Source organism: Streptomyces sp. CC224B, assembly GCF_030010595.1.
Lineage (GTDB): Bacteria > Actinomycetota > Actinomycetes > Streptomycetales > Streptomycetaceae > Streptomyces > Streptomyces longispororuber.
Map to the genome: position 1 here is coordinate 1 of NZ_JASCXL010000040.1, position 16,556 is coordinate 16,556.

At 71.4% G+C, this 16,556-nt stretch carries 16 protein-coding genes and 1 other RNA gene; 8 read left to right on the forward strand and 9 right to left on the reverse strand.

Annotated features, from left to right (window positions below; all coding sequences use genetic code 11):
* Positions 1-1,112: histidine phosphatase family protein (locus QK440_RS17710; protein ID WP_282794083.1), on the forward strand; the 1,112-nt coding region annotated here is incomplete at its 5' end.
* Between the two features lie 49 nt (positions 1,113-1,161).
* Here QK440_RS17710 and eda read toward each other — a convergent pair.
* Positions 1,162-1,797 carry a bifunctional 4-hydroxy-2-oxoglutarate aldolase/2-dehydro-3-deoxy-phosphogluconate aldolase gene (eda, locus tag QK440_RS17715; protein ID WP_282794084.1) on the reverse strand — a complete coding sequence of 212 codons (636 nt, stop codon included), beginning with the start codon at positions 1,795-1,797 and terminating at the stop codon, positions 1,162-1,164.
* A gap of 120 nt (positions 1,798-1,917) precedes the next feature.
* Positions 1,918-2,718, reverse strand: a complete 801-nt coding sequence (yaaA, locus tag QK440_RS17720) for a peroxide stress protein YaaA (RefSeq protein ID WP_282794085.1) — start codon at positions 2,716-2,718, stop codon at positions 1,918-1,920.
* 379 nt (positions 2,719-3,097) lie between these two features.
* Here yaaA and QK440_RS17725 point away from each other — a divergent pair, with 379 nt between their 5' ends.
* Positions 3,098-4,546, forward strand: coding sequence for an RNB domain-containing ribonuclease (locus tag QK440_RS17725; RefSeq protein WP_282794086.1), 1,449 nt, complete (start codon positions 3,098-3,100; stop codon positions 4,544-4,546).
* An 86-nt stretch (positions 4,547-4,632) separates the two neighbouring features.
* On the opposite strand, the gene QK440_RS17730 is transcribed toward QK440_RS17725, so the two are convergent.
* Together QK440_RS17730 and QK440_RS17735 are read right to left on the reverse strand one after the other, a co-directional pair.
* Entirely contained in the window at positions 4,633-5,319 is a 687-nt protein-coding gene (locus tag QK440_RS17730; protein WP_282794087.1) for a hypothetical protein, read from the reverse strand.
* The gene (locus QK440_RS17735; RefSeq protein WP_282794088.1) at positions 5,316-6,116 is read right to left on the reverse strand and encodes a MerR family transcriptional regulator; all 801 of its coding nucleotides are present in this window, start codon (positions 6,114-6,116) and stop codon (positions 5,316-5,318) included. Before QK440_RS17735 ends, QK440_RS17730 begins: the two co-directional genes overlap by 4 nt.
* Before the next feature lie 180 nt (positions 6,117-6,296).
* Between QK440_RS17735 and QK440_RS17740 the strand changes: the two genes are divergently transcribed.
* Positions 6,297-7,370, forward strand: coding sequence for an AraC family transcriptional regulator (locus QK440_RS17740; RefSeq protein ID WP_282794089.1), 1,074 nt, complete (start codon positions 6,297-6,299; stop codon positions 7,368-7,370).
* A gap of 6 nt (positions 7,371-7,376) precedes the next feature.
* Here the strand turns inward: QK440_RS17740 and QK440_RS17745 are convergent, their stop codons facing one another.
* Both QK440_RS17745 and QK440_RS17750 read right to left on the reverse strand, forming a co-directional pair.
* Positions 7,377-7,706: a hypothetical protein gene (locus QK440_RS17745; RefSeq protein ID WP_282794090.1), complete on the reverse strand. Its 330-nt coding sequence runs from the start codon at positions 7,704-7,706 to the stop codon at positions 7,377-7,379.
* A 162-nt stretch (positions 7,707-7,868) separates the two neighbouring features.
* The gene (locus QK440_RS17750) at positions 7,869-8,234 is read right to left on the reverse strand and encodes a hypothetical protein (RefSeq protein WP_282794091.1); all 366 of its coding nucleotides are present in this window, start codon (positions 8,232-8,234) and stop codon (positions 7,869-7,871) included.
* A gap of 56 nt (positions 8,235-8,290) precedes the next feature.
* On the opposite strand from QK440_RS17750, the gene rnpB reads away from it, so the two are divergent.
* The 3 genes from rnpB (at position 8,291) to QK440_RS17765 (ending at position 9,999) form a co-directional block, all read left to right on the forward strand.
* An RNA gene (rnpB, locus tag QK440_RS17755) (RNase P RNA component class A) lies at positions 8,291-8,692 on the forward strand.
* A gap of 220 nt (positions 8,693-8,912) precedes the next feature.
* Entirely contained in the window at positions 8,913-9,608 is a 696-nt protein-coding gene (locus tag QK440_RS17760; RefSeq protein WP_282794133.1) for a DUF2637 domain-containing protein, read from the forward strand.
* A 172-nt stretch (positions 9,609-9,780) separates the two neighbouring features.
* On the forward strand, positions 9,781-9,999 hold the full coding sequence (locus QK440_RS17765; RefSeq protein WP_282794092.1) for a hypothetical protein: 219 nt from the start codon (positions 9,781-9,783) through the stop codon (positions 9,997-9,999).
* 110 nt (positions 10,000-10,109) lie between these two features.
* Here the strand turns inward: QK440_RS17765 and QK440_RS17770 are convergent, their stop codons facing one another.
* The 3 genes from QK440_RS17770 to QK440_RS17780 all read right to left on the reverse strand — a co-directional run bounded on the left by QK440_RS17770 (position 10,110) and on the right by QK440_RS17780 (position 13,511).
* On the reverse strand, positions 10,110-11,621 hold the full coding sequence (locus QK440_RS17770; protein ID WP_282794093.1) for an amino acid permease: 1,512 nt from the start codon (positions 11,619-11,621) through the stop codon (positions 10,110-10,112).
* 51 nt (positions 11,622-11,672) lie between these two features.
* Entirely contained in the window at positions 11,673-12,596 is a 924-nt protein-coding gene (locus tag QK440_RS17775) for a hypothetical protein (protein WP_282794094.1), read from the reverse strand.
* A 405-nt stretch (positions 12,597-13,001) separates the two neighbouring features.
* Positions 13,002-13,511, reverse strand: coding sequence for a winged helix-turn-helix transcriptional regulator (locus QK440_RS17780; RefSeq protein WP_282794095.1), 510 nt, complete (start codon positions 13,509-13,511; stop codon positions 13,002-13,004).
* A gap of 499 nt (positions 13,512-14,010) precedes the next feature.
* On the opposite strand from QK440_RS17780, the gene QK440_RS17785 reads away from it, so the two are divergent.
* Both QK440_RS17785 and QK440_RS17790 read left to right on the forward strand, forming a co-directional pair.
* Complete coding sequence (locus QK440_RS17785; RefSeq protein WP_282794096.1) at positions 14,011-14,856, forward strand: winged helix-turn-helix transcriptional regulator; 846 nt, start codon at positions 14,011-14,013, stop codon at positions 14,854-14,856.
* 31 nt (positions 14,857-14,887) lie between these two features.
* Positions 14,888-16,111, forward strand: a complete 1,224-nt coding sequence (locus QK440_RS17790; RefSeq protein WP_282794097.1) for a cytochrome P450 — start codon at positions 14,888-14,890, stop codon at positions 16,109-16,111.
* Positions 16,112-16,556 lie beyond the last annotated feature (445 nt).

Sequence of the window (16,556 nt, forward strand, 5' to 3'; positions counted from 1 at the left end):
ACGCCCGGGCCGCGCGGTCGGTCGCGGCGGGCGGCTCCGGCGGCGACGGGCCGGGCGACGCCGTGCCCGTCGGCAGCGGTGGCTCCGCAGGGGCCGGGCCCGGTGTGTCCGGCGCGGGCGCGACCGCCCTGGCGGGTGAGCTGGAACCTGTCGGCCCCGGCGCGGGCGCGGCCGGGGCGAGCGGACCCGGGACGTCCGGACTTGAGACCTCCGGGCTCGGGACGTCCGGGCTCGGGACGTCCGGGCCCGGGACATCCGGGCTTGAGACATCCAGGCTCGGGACGTCCGGGCCCGGGACATCCAGGCTTGGGGCATCCGGACCCGGGACGTCCGGGCTTGAGACATCCGGGCTCGGGACATCCGGGCTCGGGACGTCCGGACCCGGGACGTCCGGACCCGGAGCGTCCGAAGCGCTCGGAGTGCCCGTGTCACCTGGGCGTGGCGTGGCCACCGGGACGCCGCCCGTGGGCTGGGCCGCGCCCGCCGACCTCGGCGCCCCCGCCACCTTCGTCCTGCTCCGGCACGGCGAGACCCCGCTGACGCCCGAGAAGCGGTTCTCCGGCAGCGGCGGGAGCGATCCCTCCCTGTCGGACATCGGCCGCGAGCAGGCCGTCCGCGTCGCCGCCGCGCTGGCCGCGCGCGGCACCGTGCAGGCCGTCGTCTCCTCGCCGCTGCTGCGCTGCCAGGAGACCGCCCGCACCGTCGCCGCCCGGCTCGGCCTCGACGTCCACCTGGAACCGGGCCTGCGCGAGACCGACTTCGGCGCCTGGGAGGGCCTCACCTTCGCCGAGGTGCGCGAGCGCCACCCCGACGAGCTGACGGCCTGGCTCGCCTCGCCGCACGTCGCCCCGCCCGGCGGCGAGTCCTTCGCCGAGGTCACGAGCCGCGTCTCGGCCGCGCGCGACAGGCTCCTCGCCGCGTACGCGGGCCGTACGGTCCTCCTGGTCACGCACGTCACGCCGGTCAAGACCCTCGTACGCCTCGCGCTCGGCGCACCGCCCGAGTCCCTGTTCCGGATGGAACTCGCGGCGGCGTCGCTGTCGGCGGTGGCGTACTACGCGGACGGCAACGCGAGCGTGCGGCTCCTGAACGACACCGGCCACCTGCGCTGACCGCCCGGGCCGCGGGCTCCGTGCTCGGCCGAGGGCGGTCCGGGAACCCTCAGCCCAGGCCCGCCGCCTCGCGGGCCAGGGACTCGACGCGGGCCCAGTCCGCCGCCCCGACCGCCTCGGCGGGCAGCATCCAACTGCCGCCCACGCAGGCGACGTTGGGCAGTTGCAGGTACGAGGGGGCGGACGCGGCCGTGATGCCGCCCGTCGGGCAGAAGCGGGCCGCGGGCAGCGGGCCCGCGAGCGACTTCAGATACGCGATGCCGCCCGCCGCCTCGGCCGGGAAGAACTTCATGTCCCGCACCCCGTGCTCCAGCAGCGCCAGCACCTCCGACGCCGTGGAGACGCCCGGCAGGAACGGCACCCCCGACTCCCGCATCGCGCCCAGGACCGACTCCGTCCAGCCCGGGCTGACCAGGAACCGCGCCCCCGCGCCCACCGCGTCCTCCACGTGGCCGGGCGAGGTGACGGTGCCCGCGCCCACCACGGCCTCCGGGACCTCGGCGGCGATCGCCCGGATCGCGTCCAGCGCGGCCGGGGTCCGCAGCGTGACCTCGATGGCGGTCAGGCCGCCCGCGACGAGCGCTCGCGCGAGCGGTACGGCGGTGTGGGCCGTGTCCACGACGACGACGGGGACGACGGGGGCCAGGTCCAGGGCGGAGCCCTTGGCGGCGACGGGGGAGTTCATGCAGGCATCGTGCCCTCCCGCCACCACCCTCCGCAAAGCCCGTTGCGCCTCCTGCAACAGGCGTCCGCCCGCTCGGGCCACGTCCCGCCGCCCGGCCGCGACCGGGCACCGGCGGGGTGGCTAGTGGATGTCCCGGACCACCACGTCCAAGGACCAGGGGCGCCCCGGCTTCGACGGGGGCTCGGCCTCCACCACGTGGCCGAGGTCCCGCAGGGCCTCCACCAGCTCGGCGGGGGACGCCGGGGCCGCTCCGGCGGTCAGCAGGGAGCGCACCACGCGCCCCTTGGTGGCCTTGTTGAAGTGCGAGACCACGGAGCGCTTCTCCACGCCGTCCACCAGCCGCGCGTGCAGCACCCGCACCGTCGCCGTCCGCCCGGCGACCTCCCCCTTCGGCTTCCACGCGGCCGCGTACGCCGCCGACCGCAGGTCCAGGACGAGCCCGTCCCCGGCGGCCTCGGGCAGCACGGACGCCATCGGCCCGCGCCAGTGCGCGGCCAGCGCGCCGAGGCCCGGCAGCTTCACGCCCATCGAGCAGCGGTAGGACGGGATGCGGTCGGTGACGGAGACCGCTCCCCACAGCCCGGAGAAGACCAGCAGCGAGCGCCCCGCCCGCCGCTTCGCCGCGGCGTCGAGCGAGGCCAGGTCGAGCGCGTCGTACAGGACGCCGGTGTAGATCTCACCGGCCGGCCGGGCCCCGGCGGTACGCAGGGCGGCGTTCTTCGCGACCTCGCCGCGCAGCCCCTCGCTGAGGCCGAGGACCTCCCGCGCCTTCTCCTCGTCGGCGGCGCACAGGTCGACGAGCTCGTCGAGGACGGCGGCGCGGGCCTCGGCCAGCCCCGGCAGCGACAGCGACGCGAGCTCGAGCGGTGCTCCGTGCCCGGAGTCGGCCTTGCCCTCGGACGGTGGCAGCAGGACGAGCACGGGGTTCTCCTTACGGTGGTGCGGGTGGGGCTCGGCCCCGGCGACAGCGTACGGGGTACCGGGGCCCGGCCCCGGGCGCCCCTTCCGCCCCGGTGGGTGCGGGGCTTCCTCCTCCCGCCCGCCCACCCCTCTCCATCGCGCCGGCGCGCTCGTCCTCAAACGCCGGACGGGCTGGGTCTCTCTCGCCGTTGTCGGCTGAGCGCTGGGTGGGGCGTCCGTTACCGCATCGCGCCGGCGCGCTCGTCCTCAAACGCCGGACGGGCTGGAAGCCCTGCCGGGCGGACTGATGTCCTCGCCGGACGGGCTGAAAACCCCTGCCGGGTGGCCGAACGGCCGGGGTCCGGGTGCCGGGTCTTGGGGGTGGGCCTACGCTCGGGGCATGCCCCGGCGTCGTCTTCGTGTGTCCGGCGCGGCCGAGGCCCCGCTGCGGGGCGCGCTGCGTGAGCTGCGGGTGCGGCTCGGGGTGCCGGAGGCGTTCCCGGACGGGGTGCTCGCGGCGGCGGAGCGGGCCGTGGCGGCCCCGCGCCTGCCGCAGGCGGACGCGACCGACATCCCCTTCTTCACGGTCGACCCGCCGGCCTCCGTCGACCTCGACCAGGCGGCGCACCTGTCGCGGCGGGCGGGCGGCGGCTTCCGCGTGCGGTACGCGATCGCGGACGTCGCGGCGTACGTCACCCCGCACGGCCCGCTGGACGCGGAGGCCCACCGCCGCGTCACCACCCTGTACTTCCCGGACGAGAAGGTCCCGCTGCACCCCGCCGCGATCAGCGAGGGCGCGGCCAGCCTGCTGCCCGGCCGGACCCGCCCGGCGCTCCTGTGGACGGTCGACCTGGACGCGGACGGCCGTACCGAGTCCGCCGACGTGCGCCGCGCCCTGGTCCGCAGCCGCGCCAAGCTCGACTACGACGGCGTGCAGCGAGCCGTCGACGCCGGTACCGCCGAGGAGCCCCTCGCGCTGCTCGCGGAGGTAGGGCGGCTGCGCGAGCGGCTGGAGGCCGAGCGCGGCGGCATCTCCCTCGACGTGCCCGAGCAGGAGATCGTCCGCGGCCCGGACGGCGGGGCGTACGAGCTCGCCTACCGCGCGCCCCTGCCCGCCGACGGCTGGAACGCCCAGCTCTCCCTGCTCACCGGCATGGCCGCCGCGCGGCTCATGCTCGACTCGGGCACGGGCGTGCTGCGGACGCTGCCCACCGCCCCCGACGGCGCGGTCGGCCGCCTGCGCCGCACCGCGCGGGCCCTGCGCGTCGACTGGCCGCGCCACCTGCCGTACGCCGCACTCGTCCGCTCCCTCGACCCGCGCCTGCCGCACCACGCCGCGTTCCTCCAGGAGTGCACGACGCTGCTGCGCGGCGCCGGGTACACGGTGTTCAGCGGCGGCGAGGTCCCCGAGCTGACGACCCACGCCGCCGTGGCCGCGCCGTACGCGCACTGCACCGCGCCGCTGCGCCGCCTCGCCGACCGGTACGCGGGCGAGCTGTGCCTGGCCGCGTGCGCGGGCACGGCGCCGCCGGAGTGGGTGCTCGCGGCGCTGCCGGAGCTGCCCGGGGAGATGGCGGAGGGCACGCGCCGCGGCAACACCGTGGAGCGCGCCTGCGTGGACCTCGTCGAGGCCGCGCTGCTCCAGGACCGCGTCGGCGAGGTCTTCGACGCGGTCGTGGTGGACGTGAAGGAGCGCCGCCCGGCCGTCGGCACCGTCCAGTTGACCGACCCCGCGGTCGTCGCCCGCGTCGAGTCCCCCGCGGAGCCGCTGCCGCTGGGGGAGCGCGTCCGGGTCCGCCTCGCGCGGGCGGACCCCGCCGCGGCGACGGTCCTGTTCACCCCCGCGTGACGGGCCCCCGCGGCCCCCAGCGGAAGGGCTCCCCGCGTCCCGGGCGCCCGCGTGCGCTGTCCCCGCTTCCGCCTTGGGCCGTGTCCTCAGGCCGCGCACCCCTCCGCCGGACGCGCCGGGGCGTCCGCCTCACCGGTCAGGGCGTCCGCCGCGCGCGCGGCGGGAACCTCCGCCCGCGGCCGCCGCAGCGCGTCGACCAGGGCCCGCGGATCGTCGGCGTGCAGCCGCACCACGCGCGCGGTCGCCCGGCGCCCCAGCGGTCGTACGAACTCCACCGGGTGGGTGAGTTCGACGGTGACGGTCGTCTGGTTGCCGACGGCGACGTCGAGCGTGCCGTCGTCGCCGATCCGGATCGCGCGGCCCTCGGGGAAGCGGTGGTCCACACGCGCGCGGGCGACGGCCGATGCGGGGACGCGCAGGTCGAGCAGGTGGCCGTAGCGCACCCGCAGCGACCCGTCCGGGGCCACCACGTGGGGCCGCGTGACACAGGCCGCGTGCAGCGCGAGGCACTGCGCCACCGTGTACACGTCCACGAACAGCAGCGCACCGTGCACGAGCGGCCAGGGGACGACGAGCGCGAGCGCGGCCGTCTCGACGACGCAGAGGAACGTGAAGGCGAGCAGCGTCGCGGTCTGCGGTCCGGTGTACGCCGCCGCGTGGCCGTCACCGCCGACGCCGTGGCGCCGCCGCGCCATCCACAGCCCGAGGCTCTGGAACCCCCGCAGCTCGTGGCCCGCGAGCCGCCGCAGCAGGCGTACTCCGTCCCGCGTCACACCGACCACCCCGCCTTCCCGGTGAGCTGCTTGAGCATGTGCCGTACGGCCGCCGCCTGGGCGGGCGCGAAGTCGTCGAGGAAGGCGTCGCCGAAGGCGGCGCTCGGGGCGCCGCGCCCCTCCGGCTCCTGGCGGTCCTCGCCCCCGTGTACGAGGACCGCCAGGATGTCGCGCGGTACGAGGTCGGCGAGCTCCTGGCCGAGCGGCTCCACCCGGGGGTCGTCCACGGGGGCGTCGGCCAGCTCGTCGAGCCGTGCGTACGCCTGGTGCAGCCGGGCGGCGAGCTCCTGGTCGTCGGCGAGCTGCCGCAGTACCAGGTAGAGGCGCTCGCGGACGCCGTCGTCGGCCACGGTGTCGAACAGGGCGAGGTGTTCCAGGTCCTTGGCGGCGCTCGCGGAGTCGGCCGGCCACAGCCGCGCGAACAGTTCCGCGAGCTTCGGCGAGACCGGCCCGTTGTCGGGAAGCAGCCCGTCCCGGGACATCCGCAGCAGCTCGGCCAGCCGGGCCCGGCGCTCCCTGATCGCCGCCTCCTGCCGTGCCAGGTCCTCGTCCAGCTCCGCGAGCACTTCGGTCAGCTCCCGCCCGGCGTCGTCCGCGAGCACGTCCCGCACCTCGTCGAGCCCGAGCCCCAGCTCGGTCAGCCGCTTGATCCGGGCCAGCACGATGGCCTCGCGGAGCCCGTACGAGCGGTACCCGTTGGGCAGCCGTACGGGCTCGGCCAGCAGCCCGAGGTGGTGGTAGTGGCGGATGGCGCGCGTGGTCAGCCCGACGGCGGCCGCGATCTCTCCGATGCGCATGCCTTTCAGTAGAAACGTTGACGCTGCGGCAAGGTCAAGCGACGGGACCCGAGGCGCTGACCCTGAGGACCCTCGCGCGGCCCCAGGAGGCCGAGGCGTGAGACGTGGTTGAACGCCCCCCGGCTGCCTGCGGCATGCTTTCGGCCAGGACGCGGAGGAGGCCGGGAGGGGGGTGAGGGGATGCACGGCCGACTGGGCACGAACGGCGGCGAACGTAGCGACGCGGACGACGAAGGCACAGGCACGGACGCCGGACGCGCGGACACTGGACGCACGGACGCCGGACGCGCGGACGTCGGACGCAACGACGGAGGCGACAACAGAGGCGACGACAGACGCAACGACAGACGCAACGACAGAAGCAACGACAGAAGAGACAGGAACGGCGAACGCGCGGTGTGGACCCGGGCCCCGCTCGGCGGCGGCGCGACGCTCGACCTGCTCACCGCCCGCTTCGACCGGCACCGCTACGCCCCGCACTGCCACGAGGAGTTCACGGTCGGCGTCTGCGTGGCGGGCAGGGAGATCATCGACTACCGGGGCGGGCGCCTGGACGTGGGCGCGGGCGCTGTCGTCGTCCTCGCCCCCGGGGAGACCCACACCGGCCGCCCCGCGCCGGGCGACGACGGCTACGCGTACCGCGCGATCTACCCGGCGCCGCGGCTGCTCGCCGAGGCCACCCGCGGTCTGCCGCACTTCAGGGAGGCGGTGGTGGACGACAGGGAACTGGCGTCGGCCCTGTACGCGGCGCACACCGCGCTGAGCGGGGACGCGGCGACCGACTCCCTGGCCGCCTTCACCGCCGAGTCGCGCCTGGCCTGGCTGCTCAGCACCCTCGCGCACCGCCACGGCAGCGCGCGCCCGGCCCCGGACGCGGTCCCGGGCGCGGCCGCCCTCGCGCGGGCGGTGCGCGACCGTCTCGCGGAGGACCTGCGCACCCCGCCCTCCCTCGCCGAGCTGGCCGCCGAGACGGGCCTGTCCCGGTACCAGTTGCTGCGCGCCTTCCGTACGACGATGGGGATGCCGCCGTACGCCTGGCTGGCCCAGCACCGCGTCGCGCGGGCCCGCGGTCTCCTGGAGGCGGGGCACCGGCCCGCGGAGGTCGCGGGCCTGGTGGGCTTCGCCGACCAGGCGCATCTGACGCGCTGGTTCCGCAGGGTGACGGGGGTGACCCCGGCGGCGTACCGCACCAGCGTGCGCCCCGGCGGGCCCGCCGCCGAGGGGCGCAACACCGTTCAAGACGCCGCCCCCTGACCGGGCTCACACTGCGGGCATGACGGCACGAGGCTGGTTCCTGTTCTCGCTCATGGGTGTCCTGTGGGGCATCCCGTACCTGATGATCAAAGTGGCCGTCGACAGCGACCTGTCGCCGTCGATGGTGGTGTTCACGCGCTGTGCGCTGGGGGCGGCGCTGCTGCTGCCCTTCGCGCTGCGCCAGGGCGGACTGGGGGGCGTCCTGCGGACCCACTGGCGGCCCATGCTCGCCTTCGCCTGCGTCGAGATCCTCGGCCCCTGGTGGACCCTGACCGACGCCGAGCGGCACCTGTCGAGCTCGACGGCGGGCCTGCTGATCGCCGCGGTCCCGATCATCGGCGCCGTCCTCGCCCGCTTCTTCGGCGACGCCGAACGCCTCGGCAGGCGCCGCCTCACCGGGCTCACCCTCGGCTTCGCGGGGGTCGCGGTGCTCACCGTGCCGCACCTGACGGGCGGCGACGCCTGGTCGCTCACCGAGGTCCTGATCACGGCGCTCGGCTACGCCACGGCCCCGCTGATCGTGGCCCGCCACCTCAGGAAGGTGCCCACGCTCCAGCTCATCGCCCCCTGCCTGACGCTGGCGGCGCTGGTGTACGCCCCCGCGGCGGCGGCGACGTGGCCCGCCGAGGTCCCCGACGACAAGACCCTCGCGGCGCTGGCGGGCCTGGGCGTCATCTGCACGGCGCTGGCCTTCGTGGTCTTCCTCGAACTCATCCACGAGGCGGGCCCGACGCGCGCGGTGGTCTTCACGTACGTCAACCCGGCGGTGGCGGCGCTCGCGGGCATGGCGTTCCTCTCCGAACACCTCACCCCGTCGTTCTGGGCGGCCTTCACGCTGATCCTGGCGGGCTCGTTCCTGGCCACGGCGGCCTCCGGACCGCGGTCCCCGGCGTGGCGGGTACCATGGTCGGCACGGCAGACGAGCCGGGCGGACGGCCGCGTGGAGGCCCTGGTGGACCTCCCCGAGGAACGTCCGGGCTCCACAGGGCAAGGTGGTGGCTAACGGCCACCCGGGGTGACCCGCGGGACAGTGCCACAGAAAGCAGACCGCCGGGGACCTCGGTCCTCGGTAAGGGTGAAACGGTGGTGTAAGAGACCACCAGCGCCTGAGGTGACTCAGGCGGCTAGGTAAACCCCACCTGGAGCAAGGTCAAGAGGAGACACCCCGGTGTCTCTGCGCGGACGACCGAGGGCTGCCCGCCCGAGTCCGCGGGTAGACCGCACGAGGCCGACAGCAATGCCGGCCCTAGATGGATGGCCGTCGCCCCGACCGCCGCGAGGCGACCGGGGAACAGAACCCGGCGTACAGCCCGACTCGTCTGCCTTTACGCCTCTGACCAGCACATTCGCTGCGATCAAGGGCTTGTCCGCCTGCTCGGACATCCCGCTTCTACCTGGGAGTTCCCGGGAGTTCCCGCGCGGATGTGCACTGGATGTGCACTGGTCTCAGTCCCACACGCCCTACCCAGCAGCCCTGGGTGGGGCGTTTTCGCGTACCGGGCGCCACGCGTGATCGCCGATGACGTTGAAAGGAGGCTGTCGATGTCGAGCGCTGAGCACCGCCGTCCCCGTACTGCCGGTCCGCCGGAGACCGAAGCGGTGCGGTCCAGGGGTGGGACACAGCGGCGAGCACCTCAAGAGGAAGCCGGCCTGCACCTATGGGTGCGCCGTCTGTGTGCCTTGGTCGTGGCAGGAGTCGCCGCATACGCCTCATATGTGCATCAACGGGAGTTCGCCCTTCTAGGTGGGGCAGACGCGGCCAGTGCGGCGCTATGGCCGTTGTCGGTCGACGGGCTTCTGCTGCTGTCGACAGTGGGCCTCTTGGCGCGCCCCGCCCCCGCTGGCACACACCGCCGCGGCGTGCTGTGGCTGGCGTTCCTGCTCGGCATCGTCGTCTCGCTCGCGGCGAACATCGCAGCGGCGCCTGCCCTGGCCTGGAAACCGGTGCTAGTGGCAGGGTGGCCTCCCGTAGCACTGCTGCTCGCCGTCGAGCTCCTGGCGCACCGCCCGGGGCAGTGGACCGAGGTCCGCGCACTCGGCGACGAGGCGAACGAGGACGGTGAAGGCGGATCCGATGCGAGCGATCCGTTGTTCGAGCAGGCGCTGCGCTTGGACGCCCGTAATTGGGAGCTGCGCCGGCGTCCGATCTCGGCCGAGGCCTTGCGGAAGGAACTGCGCATCGGTGCGAGCCGCTCGAGGAAATTGGTCGCGATGGTGCGAGCTGACCCGAACGGTTGAGCGCCCGAGACGGGCCCCGGGTTCCGACGGATCTTGCGTCCGGGCCTGACGAGCCGGTCAGCTTTTCTGAGATCTGACCCCAAGGCCCCGGCTCCCCGGATGCGGGTCGCCCCGGAGCCGGGTCTCCTTGAAATCTATCGGTCTATACTGCGGCGGCGGTTAACGTTCATTCATGGACGATTCCCTCTCGTTCGAGAGCTTCCTCGCGGGAGCCAAGAAGGCCGCGCATCGGGCCATGGACGGCCACGGTCGTGGTGAGTACGACGAGTTCGCGTGCAGCCTGGAGCTCAACACGCAACAAGAGATCTTTGCATCCGGGGTTCGCGTGAGCGCTCTTACGGTCCCGAACCAGGCGGGCAACATCACGCTCGGTGAGACGTACGCCGGTTGACCGAGCTCTCCCGAAGCGCCGGTCCTCTGCCGGACCTTTCGTACGTGACCATGCTTCGTTGAACCTTTCCGCCGGTGCTGATCAGGAGCTCGGCGCGAGCGGTCGGCTATCTACTCAGGCGCCCGTGAATGCTGTCGAGCGACACTGCTGGCGTGGTGGGGCCTGAGGAACCACTTCCGAGCCGAAGCCAGCCACCAGGTGCCGCAGAAGGCGAGGACGACGCCGACCGCGATGGGGGCGTAGTTGAAGGTCTTGGCGGTGATCGGTGAGCTCTGCGGGAGCATGAACAGCACCGTGATGACCAGGACCCAGGCGACGGCGACGGTGCCGATGATGGTGGACCAGGAGCCGAGGTGCCAGGGGCCGCGTTCGAACCGGTCGCCCTGCCGCAGCCGGAGGTAGGTCGGAATCACGTAGGCGATGTACAGGCCGATGGTGGCGATGGAGGTCACGGCCGCGTACGCGGTGTTGTTCCAGAGGTAGGGCAGGCCGAGGGCGAAGGCGCCGCCGGTGGCGAGCCAGACGGCGTGGGTGGGGGTGCGGGTGCCCGGGTGGAGCTTGTGCCACGTCGTGGAGAAGGGCAGCGCGCCGTCGCGGGAGAAGGCGTAGATCATGCGGGAGTTGGCGGTCACCGAGGCCATGCCGCAGAACAACTGGGCGACGATGATGACGAGCAGCAGCCACTTGCCGGTCGCCGCGCCGAGGGCGTCCATCAGGATCTGCGCCGGAGGTACGCCGGTGCTTGATTCGAGGGCGCCGGTGTAGGAGCGGATGGCGTAGGTGAAACCGAAGAGAAGAACGAACCCGGCTACCAGGGAGACGAGGATCGAGCGGACGATGCCCTTGGGCCCCGCGACCGCGGCGTCGATGGTCTCCTCGGTCATATGGGCGGAGGCGTCGTAGCCGGTGAAGGTGTACTGCGCCATCAGCAGCCCGATCAGCACCACGTAGGCGGTCGAGCTGAAGCCGGTGTTGTTGGTGACTTCGCCCAGAACGAAGTGGACGGATTGGTGGTGGTCGGGGACGAAGACGAGAGCGCCACTGATGGCGAGAACGCCGGTGATGTGCCACCAGATGGAGATCTCGTTGAGGAAGGCGACGATGCGCACGCCGAAGGTGTTCAGGATGCCGTGCAGGATGAGGATGGCTCCGAACAGTGTGATCGTGTGCCCCGGGGTGGCGGCGTAGCCGAATTGCAGATCGAGCAAGGCGTTGAGGAAGGTGGCGGCGCCGAAGTCGATGCCCGCGGTGACCGCGATCTGCCCCAGGGTGTTGAACCAGCCGGTGAACCACGCCCACGCCGCCGCTGACCGTTCGGGCGCCATGCGGTGCGCCCAGAAGTAGAGGCCGGCGCTGGTCGGGTAGGAGGAGCAGACCTCGGCCATGGAGAGGCCCACGAAGAGGGTCATCAGGCCGACGAACAGCCAGCCCCACATGATGACGGCGGGGCCGCCGGTATTCATGCCGTAGCCGTAGAGGGTCATGCAGCCGGACAGGATGGAGATGATCGTGAAGCTGACGCCGAAGTTGGCGCGGCCGGACATGGAGCGCGACAGGGTCTGCCGGTAGCCGAGCTGCCGCAGGCGCTCTTCGTCCGAGACGCGGGATACATCTAAGGGCACCGGGTTTCTGTCCTTCCGTGTATGACGGGTGTGGCGGTATGGGCGCGCCTCTCAAGGGCGCCGTCGCCGGGGCGGGCTGTAGGCCCAGGCACGGTGGCGCAGGAACAGTTCGCGGGCGCGGCCGCAGTAGGCCCACGGGATGCGTGTGGCGTATGGGCCGATCGCGTCGAAGATCTCCGCGGCCTCGTGGTGGCGGTTGGCGAACGACAGCGCGTGCGCCAGGTAGTTGGCGTCGTCGGCGAAGCACGCGTGCGGCCGCGGCGCCCGATAGCGCCACCAGCGCTCCAGCGCCAGGTCGATGTGCGGGCAGTCGACCCACGGGTGGATCACCAGTCCGTACGAGCCCTCGTTCTGCTCCTGCCGGCAGCGGTGGACCTCGGCGATCACTACGAGCGGCAGAACCGCGATTGGCAAGCCCTTAGGGGCGATGGCGACTTGCTCCTCGGCCCACCACATCGCCTCGCCCGGGGCGCCGTGGTAGCGGGGGAAGAGGTAGGTGACGACCTCGTGGTGGGCTTCGCGGTTCCAGGGGTCGCGTTGTTTGATCTCCTCCCACACGTGGCTGAGCGTGCTGTGGTCGGGCGCGTGGGTGCGCAGCAACGCGAGCATGACCACGAGTGGGGCCACGTCCTGGGGCCACAGGTCGAGTGCGGCACGGCACGTCGCCCAGGCCTCCTCCATCTGCGTCTGGCCGCTGTCACGGCCCGCGATCATCGCGCGTAAGGCCTGTACGTGCGCGAGCAGCGCCAAGGCGTGCGGGGAGTGCGGCTCGGCCTCCGCCCAGGTGTCGGCGAACCGGAGGCGGGCGCCGGCCTCGGCCAGTACCTGAAGGCGGAAGATCCTCCGGTCCCAGTCCGGCCCGGTGGCGATGAGCATCTCTCGTGGCCCTTCCCACCGGCCCATGGCGGCGTCCTCGAGCACGCGTCGTAGGGCCTTGTCGTCTCTGGCCGGGTGTGAGTCAAACATCGTGGACATGGGATCGCTTCTCGCGAGTGAGTGAGCGGGCCCCTGCCCCGGAATGCACAGCTTCACCGCAGGGGAGTCGGGTGCGACGCTTGCTGTGGTCCCGGAGCAGGGTGCTTTGGGGGGTGGGACCGTCCCGGGTGTTACGGGGCGGGGTTGTGCAAGGCCGGGCGGTAGCCCTCCCGGCAGTGCCTCGCCTATGCCCGCACCTGTCTTTCTCCGCCTGGGTGGGCATCACGAGTACAGCTGCTCTACCGATGCCCGCCACGGCGTTGCACCTTGCCTGGTGCACATGCGAGCCTCGGCTTCTCCATCACTACTCCCTCCCCTCCCTTCGGCCGCAAGAGGTGCTTGCGGACCAACTTCGAAGTCAGCACGGGAGCGAGAGGGCGTGAGTGATCGTGGACGAGGAGGCCTTTATCGACCAGAGGCCTTACGGCGCTGCTGAGCCCTCACCAGAAGCGCTGAGTGTGTCCGCGCCCATTCAGCGGCAGGAACCATGACTGTCAGGAGCTCTCGGGCCGGCGGCGTCAACCAGTACGTTGTGGTGAAGGGAAAATGTGCCGCTCGTTCGCGCTCGATGAGTTCCCTTTCGGTCAGACGCTGCAGAGTTCGGCACAACGTGCCTTCCTGGATGTGACGGTGGGATCGCCCGGGCCAGTTGCTGGTGGGTGTCCGCGCGCGAACCGCGTTCAGCAGGTCTGTGTACTGCAAGGGGCCGTCCTGCAGAGCCACAAAGACATCCCAGTACCATTCCCCGTTCACCATGCGCAGGAAATCATGGATCAGTTGCAGATATTCCTCGTCGCGAGGGGTGACTCTTGGCCGCAGGGAACGGCGAAAGAGTGGCAGACGGGCGGTCAGGCGGCGGGGTGATTCTCTGGCTTCTGTATTCCCGCCTGCTGAGTGATCGTTGTTCTCATGCACGGGACCCCCTTATTGATGCCGCACGTATGCTTCGGTTCCACTGACGATCACGCAGTTGCTCATCGGCCGGACGCAAGACGCCGGTGACCGATGGGCGTTACGCACTTCAACCTCGATGCTCTCGGCGATGCCGCATCGCTCCTCCTTTTGGTCCATACCTGTCCGACTCTTGCCGGGGGAGGGGGCAACACCCCCCAGCCGCTGTCCCGCATGGCGCTTCACTTTCCTGAGGGTGTGGTCGGGCGCTCAGCCTGCCGACGGTTGTCTCAGCACCTAACAAGGTGCTACACCGCCCTCGCGATCTAACTTCAAAGCCAGTGCCGCTACGTCGATGACTTCAAGCCAGTCACGGTGGTACGACTTGCGGCAGAAGGTGTGCCCGTCGAGCCGCCTAGGGTTTCCCTCGTTGGCGTAGCAGGATGCATGAGCGGCCGCGGCTCATGCTCATGGGGGTAGGCGCTTGCCAAACGACGAGCTCCGCTATCTACGCGGGATCGGGATGACGATCGAGCTCATCCGGAACAAGTGGACGTATGCCGTTCTTGTCGCGCTGTTGGACGGCGCGATGAGTCCGTCGGAGCTGCTGCAACACATCAACAGAGGGAATGTGCGCAATGCGGACCTGTTGAATGAGTGGGTCCTGCATGAGAAGACCCTCGTCGAAACACTGCGGCGGATGGAAGGCGAAGGGCTGATCAAGCGCTGCCCCACCTCGCCCCGGTGCAAGAGCGCTGCTCGAGAGCTGACCTCCCTGTCGAGGGAATTGATGGACGCACTGCACGAGCCGGCCAGCTGGGCGACGCGCCACGCACGTCTGCTGCTGTCGAACCTGCAAGTTCGCCGAGGGTTGAAACTCGACGAGCGGCCGTCCCGACCCCCTTCGGCCACTGCGGCTGGAAAGCGCACTCCGAGCCAGGAGCGCTGGCGCAATTTCGGCGTCGCGCTCACGATGCTCCGTTTGCGCTGGAGCTTCCCGGTGATGGCCGGCCTGCGCAACGGCCCGCTGCGCCCTACGGATCTCGCCGTGGTCGTCAACGAGGGCATCGATCGCCGCGTCTACGGTCAGCGGACCCTGTCGGACAAGGTGCTCTGGGACACCCTGCACCGGCTGTCCGCTGACGGTGTGATCATTCATGAAGCGCGGGGGCGCGAGTTCGCCGGAACTGCCCGGTGTTCATTGACGGACTCGGGCCGTGAGCTGCTGACAGCTCTTGTTCCTGTGGGGAAGTGGGCGGTGCGGCACGAAGACGAGATCGTCGAGGCCCTGCGTTCGCGCCATCAAGGACCTGGTTCTGCGGGGGCTACTCACCCACAAACTGATGGCCCATCAGGTAGCGTGGGATAGCGAACTCAACCGTTGCAAGGGGGGTTGTCGGATGTCCACAGGGCTCGGGTGCAACGGCGACATGGCCGAGTTTCCCTTCCCGCCGCGGGAGTTCGGCGGCCCACCGGAAGCGTACGCCGACAGGCGCGGTGGCTGTCCGCTCGGGCCGGTCACGCTGCCGAGCGGCGACGAGGTCCTCCTGGCCACGACGTACGAAGACGTCAGAGAAGTGCACGCGGACGCCCGCTTCACGCGCAACCTTCGGTACCCCGGCGCTCCCCGCATGCTCGCCGGCCGCGACATTCCTGATGATCCGCACGCTCTCGTCAACATGGACCCTCCCGAACACACTCGGCTGCGGCGCATCGTGCAGTCCGCGTTCACACCGCGACGGGCCGAAGAGTGGCGACCGCAGATCCAAACGCTGGCCGACGAATTGCTCGACGCTCTCGCCTCCACCTCGCCGCCCGTTGACCTGATGGACGCCTTCGCCTTCCCTCTCCCGATCAACATCATCTGCCGATTGTTGGGCGTCCCGGCGCAGGACAGCCCTCGCTTCCGGGTGTGGTCGGACGTGTTCCTGTCCACGAGCACGGCCACTGCGGAAGAGCGCCTGAAGGCCGGAGCGGAATTCGCTGCGTACACCGACAGGCTCATCGCCGAGCGGCGTGAGAAGCCCGGCTCCGACCTGCTCGATGAACTGATCAACGCTCACGACGCCGAGGACCGGCTCAGCGAGGGCGAGCTGGCTCGTATGGTCCGCGGGCTGATCATCGCTGGTCACGAAACCACCGGGCACGTCATCGGCCGAGGCGTCCTGACCCTGCTGCGGCACCCTGACCAGATGGCCGCGATCCGACGTGAACCGGACGTGCTGCTCAGTGGAGCTGTCGAGGAGATCCTCCGCACCGAGGTGCCGGGGCATGGGGGCCTGCTGCGCGTGGCCACCGAGGACCTAACGTTGCCGTCCGGGGGCGCAGTATCCAAGGGGCAGGCGGTGCTGGCGCCCGTGGTGGCTGCCAATTACGATCCGCAGCAGTTCCCGGACCCGGACGAGTTCGACATCCGTCGGAACGCTGAGAACCGGCATCTCGCTTTCGGGCACGGCCCTCATTACTGCCTGGGTGCCAATCTCGCGCGCGTAGAGATCCAAGTAGCCATCCTCTCACTCATCGAGCGCTTCCCTGGACTTGCTCTGGCTGTCCCGCCCGACAGCCTGCGGTGGACTACTGGCAGCCGCATCTGCAGCCTGGTCGCTCTCCCCGTCGCTTGGTAGGGGCAAGGGACCGGCTGTGGGAAGACCGGTACAGCGACCATCGGTAAGATTGATCATGGATCGCAGTTGCGGCTTCCTGGCGTCCCGGTGAGTCCACACACCGTTCGCAGAACTCCTCGCGAGACTCGCACGTTGTGCGAGACAGTTCCCATCTTCAAACCGAGGAGTGTGCCGTTCGGTGACTGGGGAGTTCGGTAGTCGTTAACTATGCATGATCTTGCACACAACGCGCCGCATCGCTCCGCGTCTCGCGCTCGCCGCAGCGGTGGCTCTTTCCGCTGTCGGCCTGGGGACAGGCTCCCAGGCGCAGGCCCAGGTTCTCCAGCCGGCCTGCCCGCCTCCCGGCGGTGGCTCCTGCTACTTTGAGTACTACGACGGTGATGGACGGCGCACGATCGAATTCGAACCTGAGGTCGGCCGGTGCTACAACACCACCAGTGCCGGG

Bases quoted from the DNA above. Each gene is read 5' to 3' on its own strand.
- eda (WP_282794084.1), bottom strand. From the start codon at position 1,797: ATGAACTCCCCCGTCGCCGCCAAGGGCTCCGCCCTGGACCTGGCCCCC.
- QK440_RS17725 (WP_282794086.1), top strand. From the start codon at position 3,098: ATGCCCCGGCGTCGTCTTCGTGTGTCCGGCGCGGCCGAGGCCCCGCTG.
- QK440_RS17735 (WP_282794088.1), bottom strand. From the start codon at position 6,116: ATGCGCATCGGAGAGATCGCGGCCGCCGTCGGGCTGACCACGCGCGCC.
- QK440_RS17740 (WP_282794089.1), top strand. From the start codon at position 6,297: ATGCACGGCCGACTGGGCACGAACGGCGGCGAACGTAGCGACGCGGAC.
- QK440_RS17745 (WP_282794090.1), bottom strand. From the start codon at position 7,706: ATGATCGGGACCGCGGCGATCAGCAGGCCCGCCGTCGAGCTCGACAGG.
- QK440_RS17760 (WP_282794133.1), top strand. From the start codon at position 8,913: ATGTCGAGCGCTGAGCACCGCCGTCCCCGTACTGCCGGTCCGCCGGAG.
- QK440_RS17765 (WP_282794092.1), top strand. From the start codon at position 9,781: ATGGACGATTCCCTCTCGTTCGAGAGCTTCCTCGCGGGAGCCAAGAAG.
- QK440_RS17775 (WP_282794094.1), bottom strand. From the start codon at position 12,596: ATGTCCACGATGTTTGACTCACACCCGGCCAGAGACGACAAGGCCCTA.
- QK440_RS17785 (WP_282794096.1), top strand. From the start codon at position 14,011: ATGACGATCGAGCTCATCCGGAACAAGTGGACGTATGCCGTTCTTGTC.
- QK440_RS17790 (WP_282794097.1), top strand. From the start codon at position 14,888: ATGTCCACAGGGCTCGGGTGCAACGGCGACATGGCCGAGTTTCCCTTC.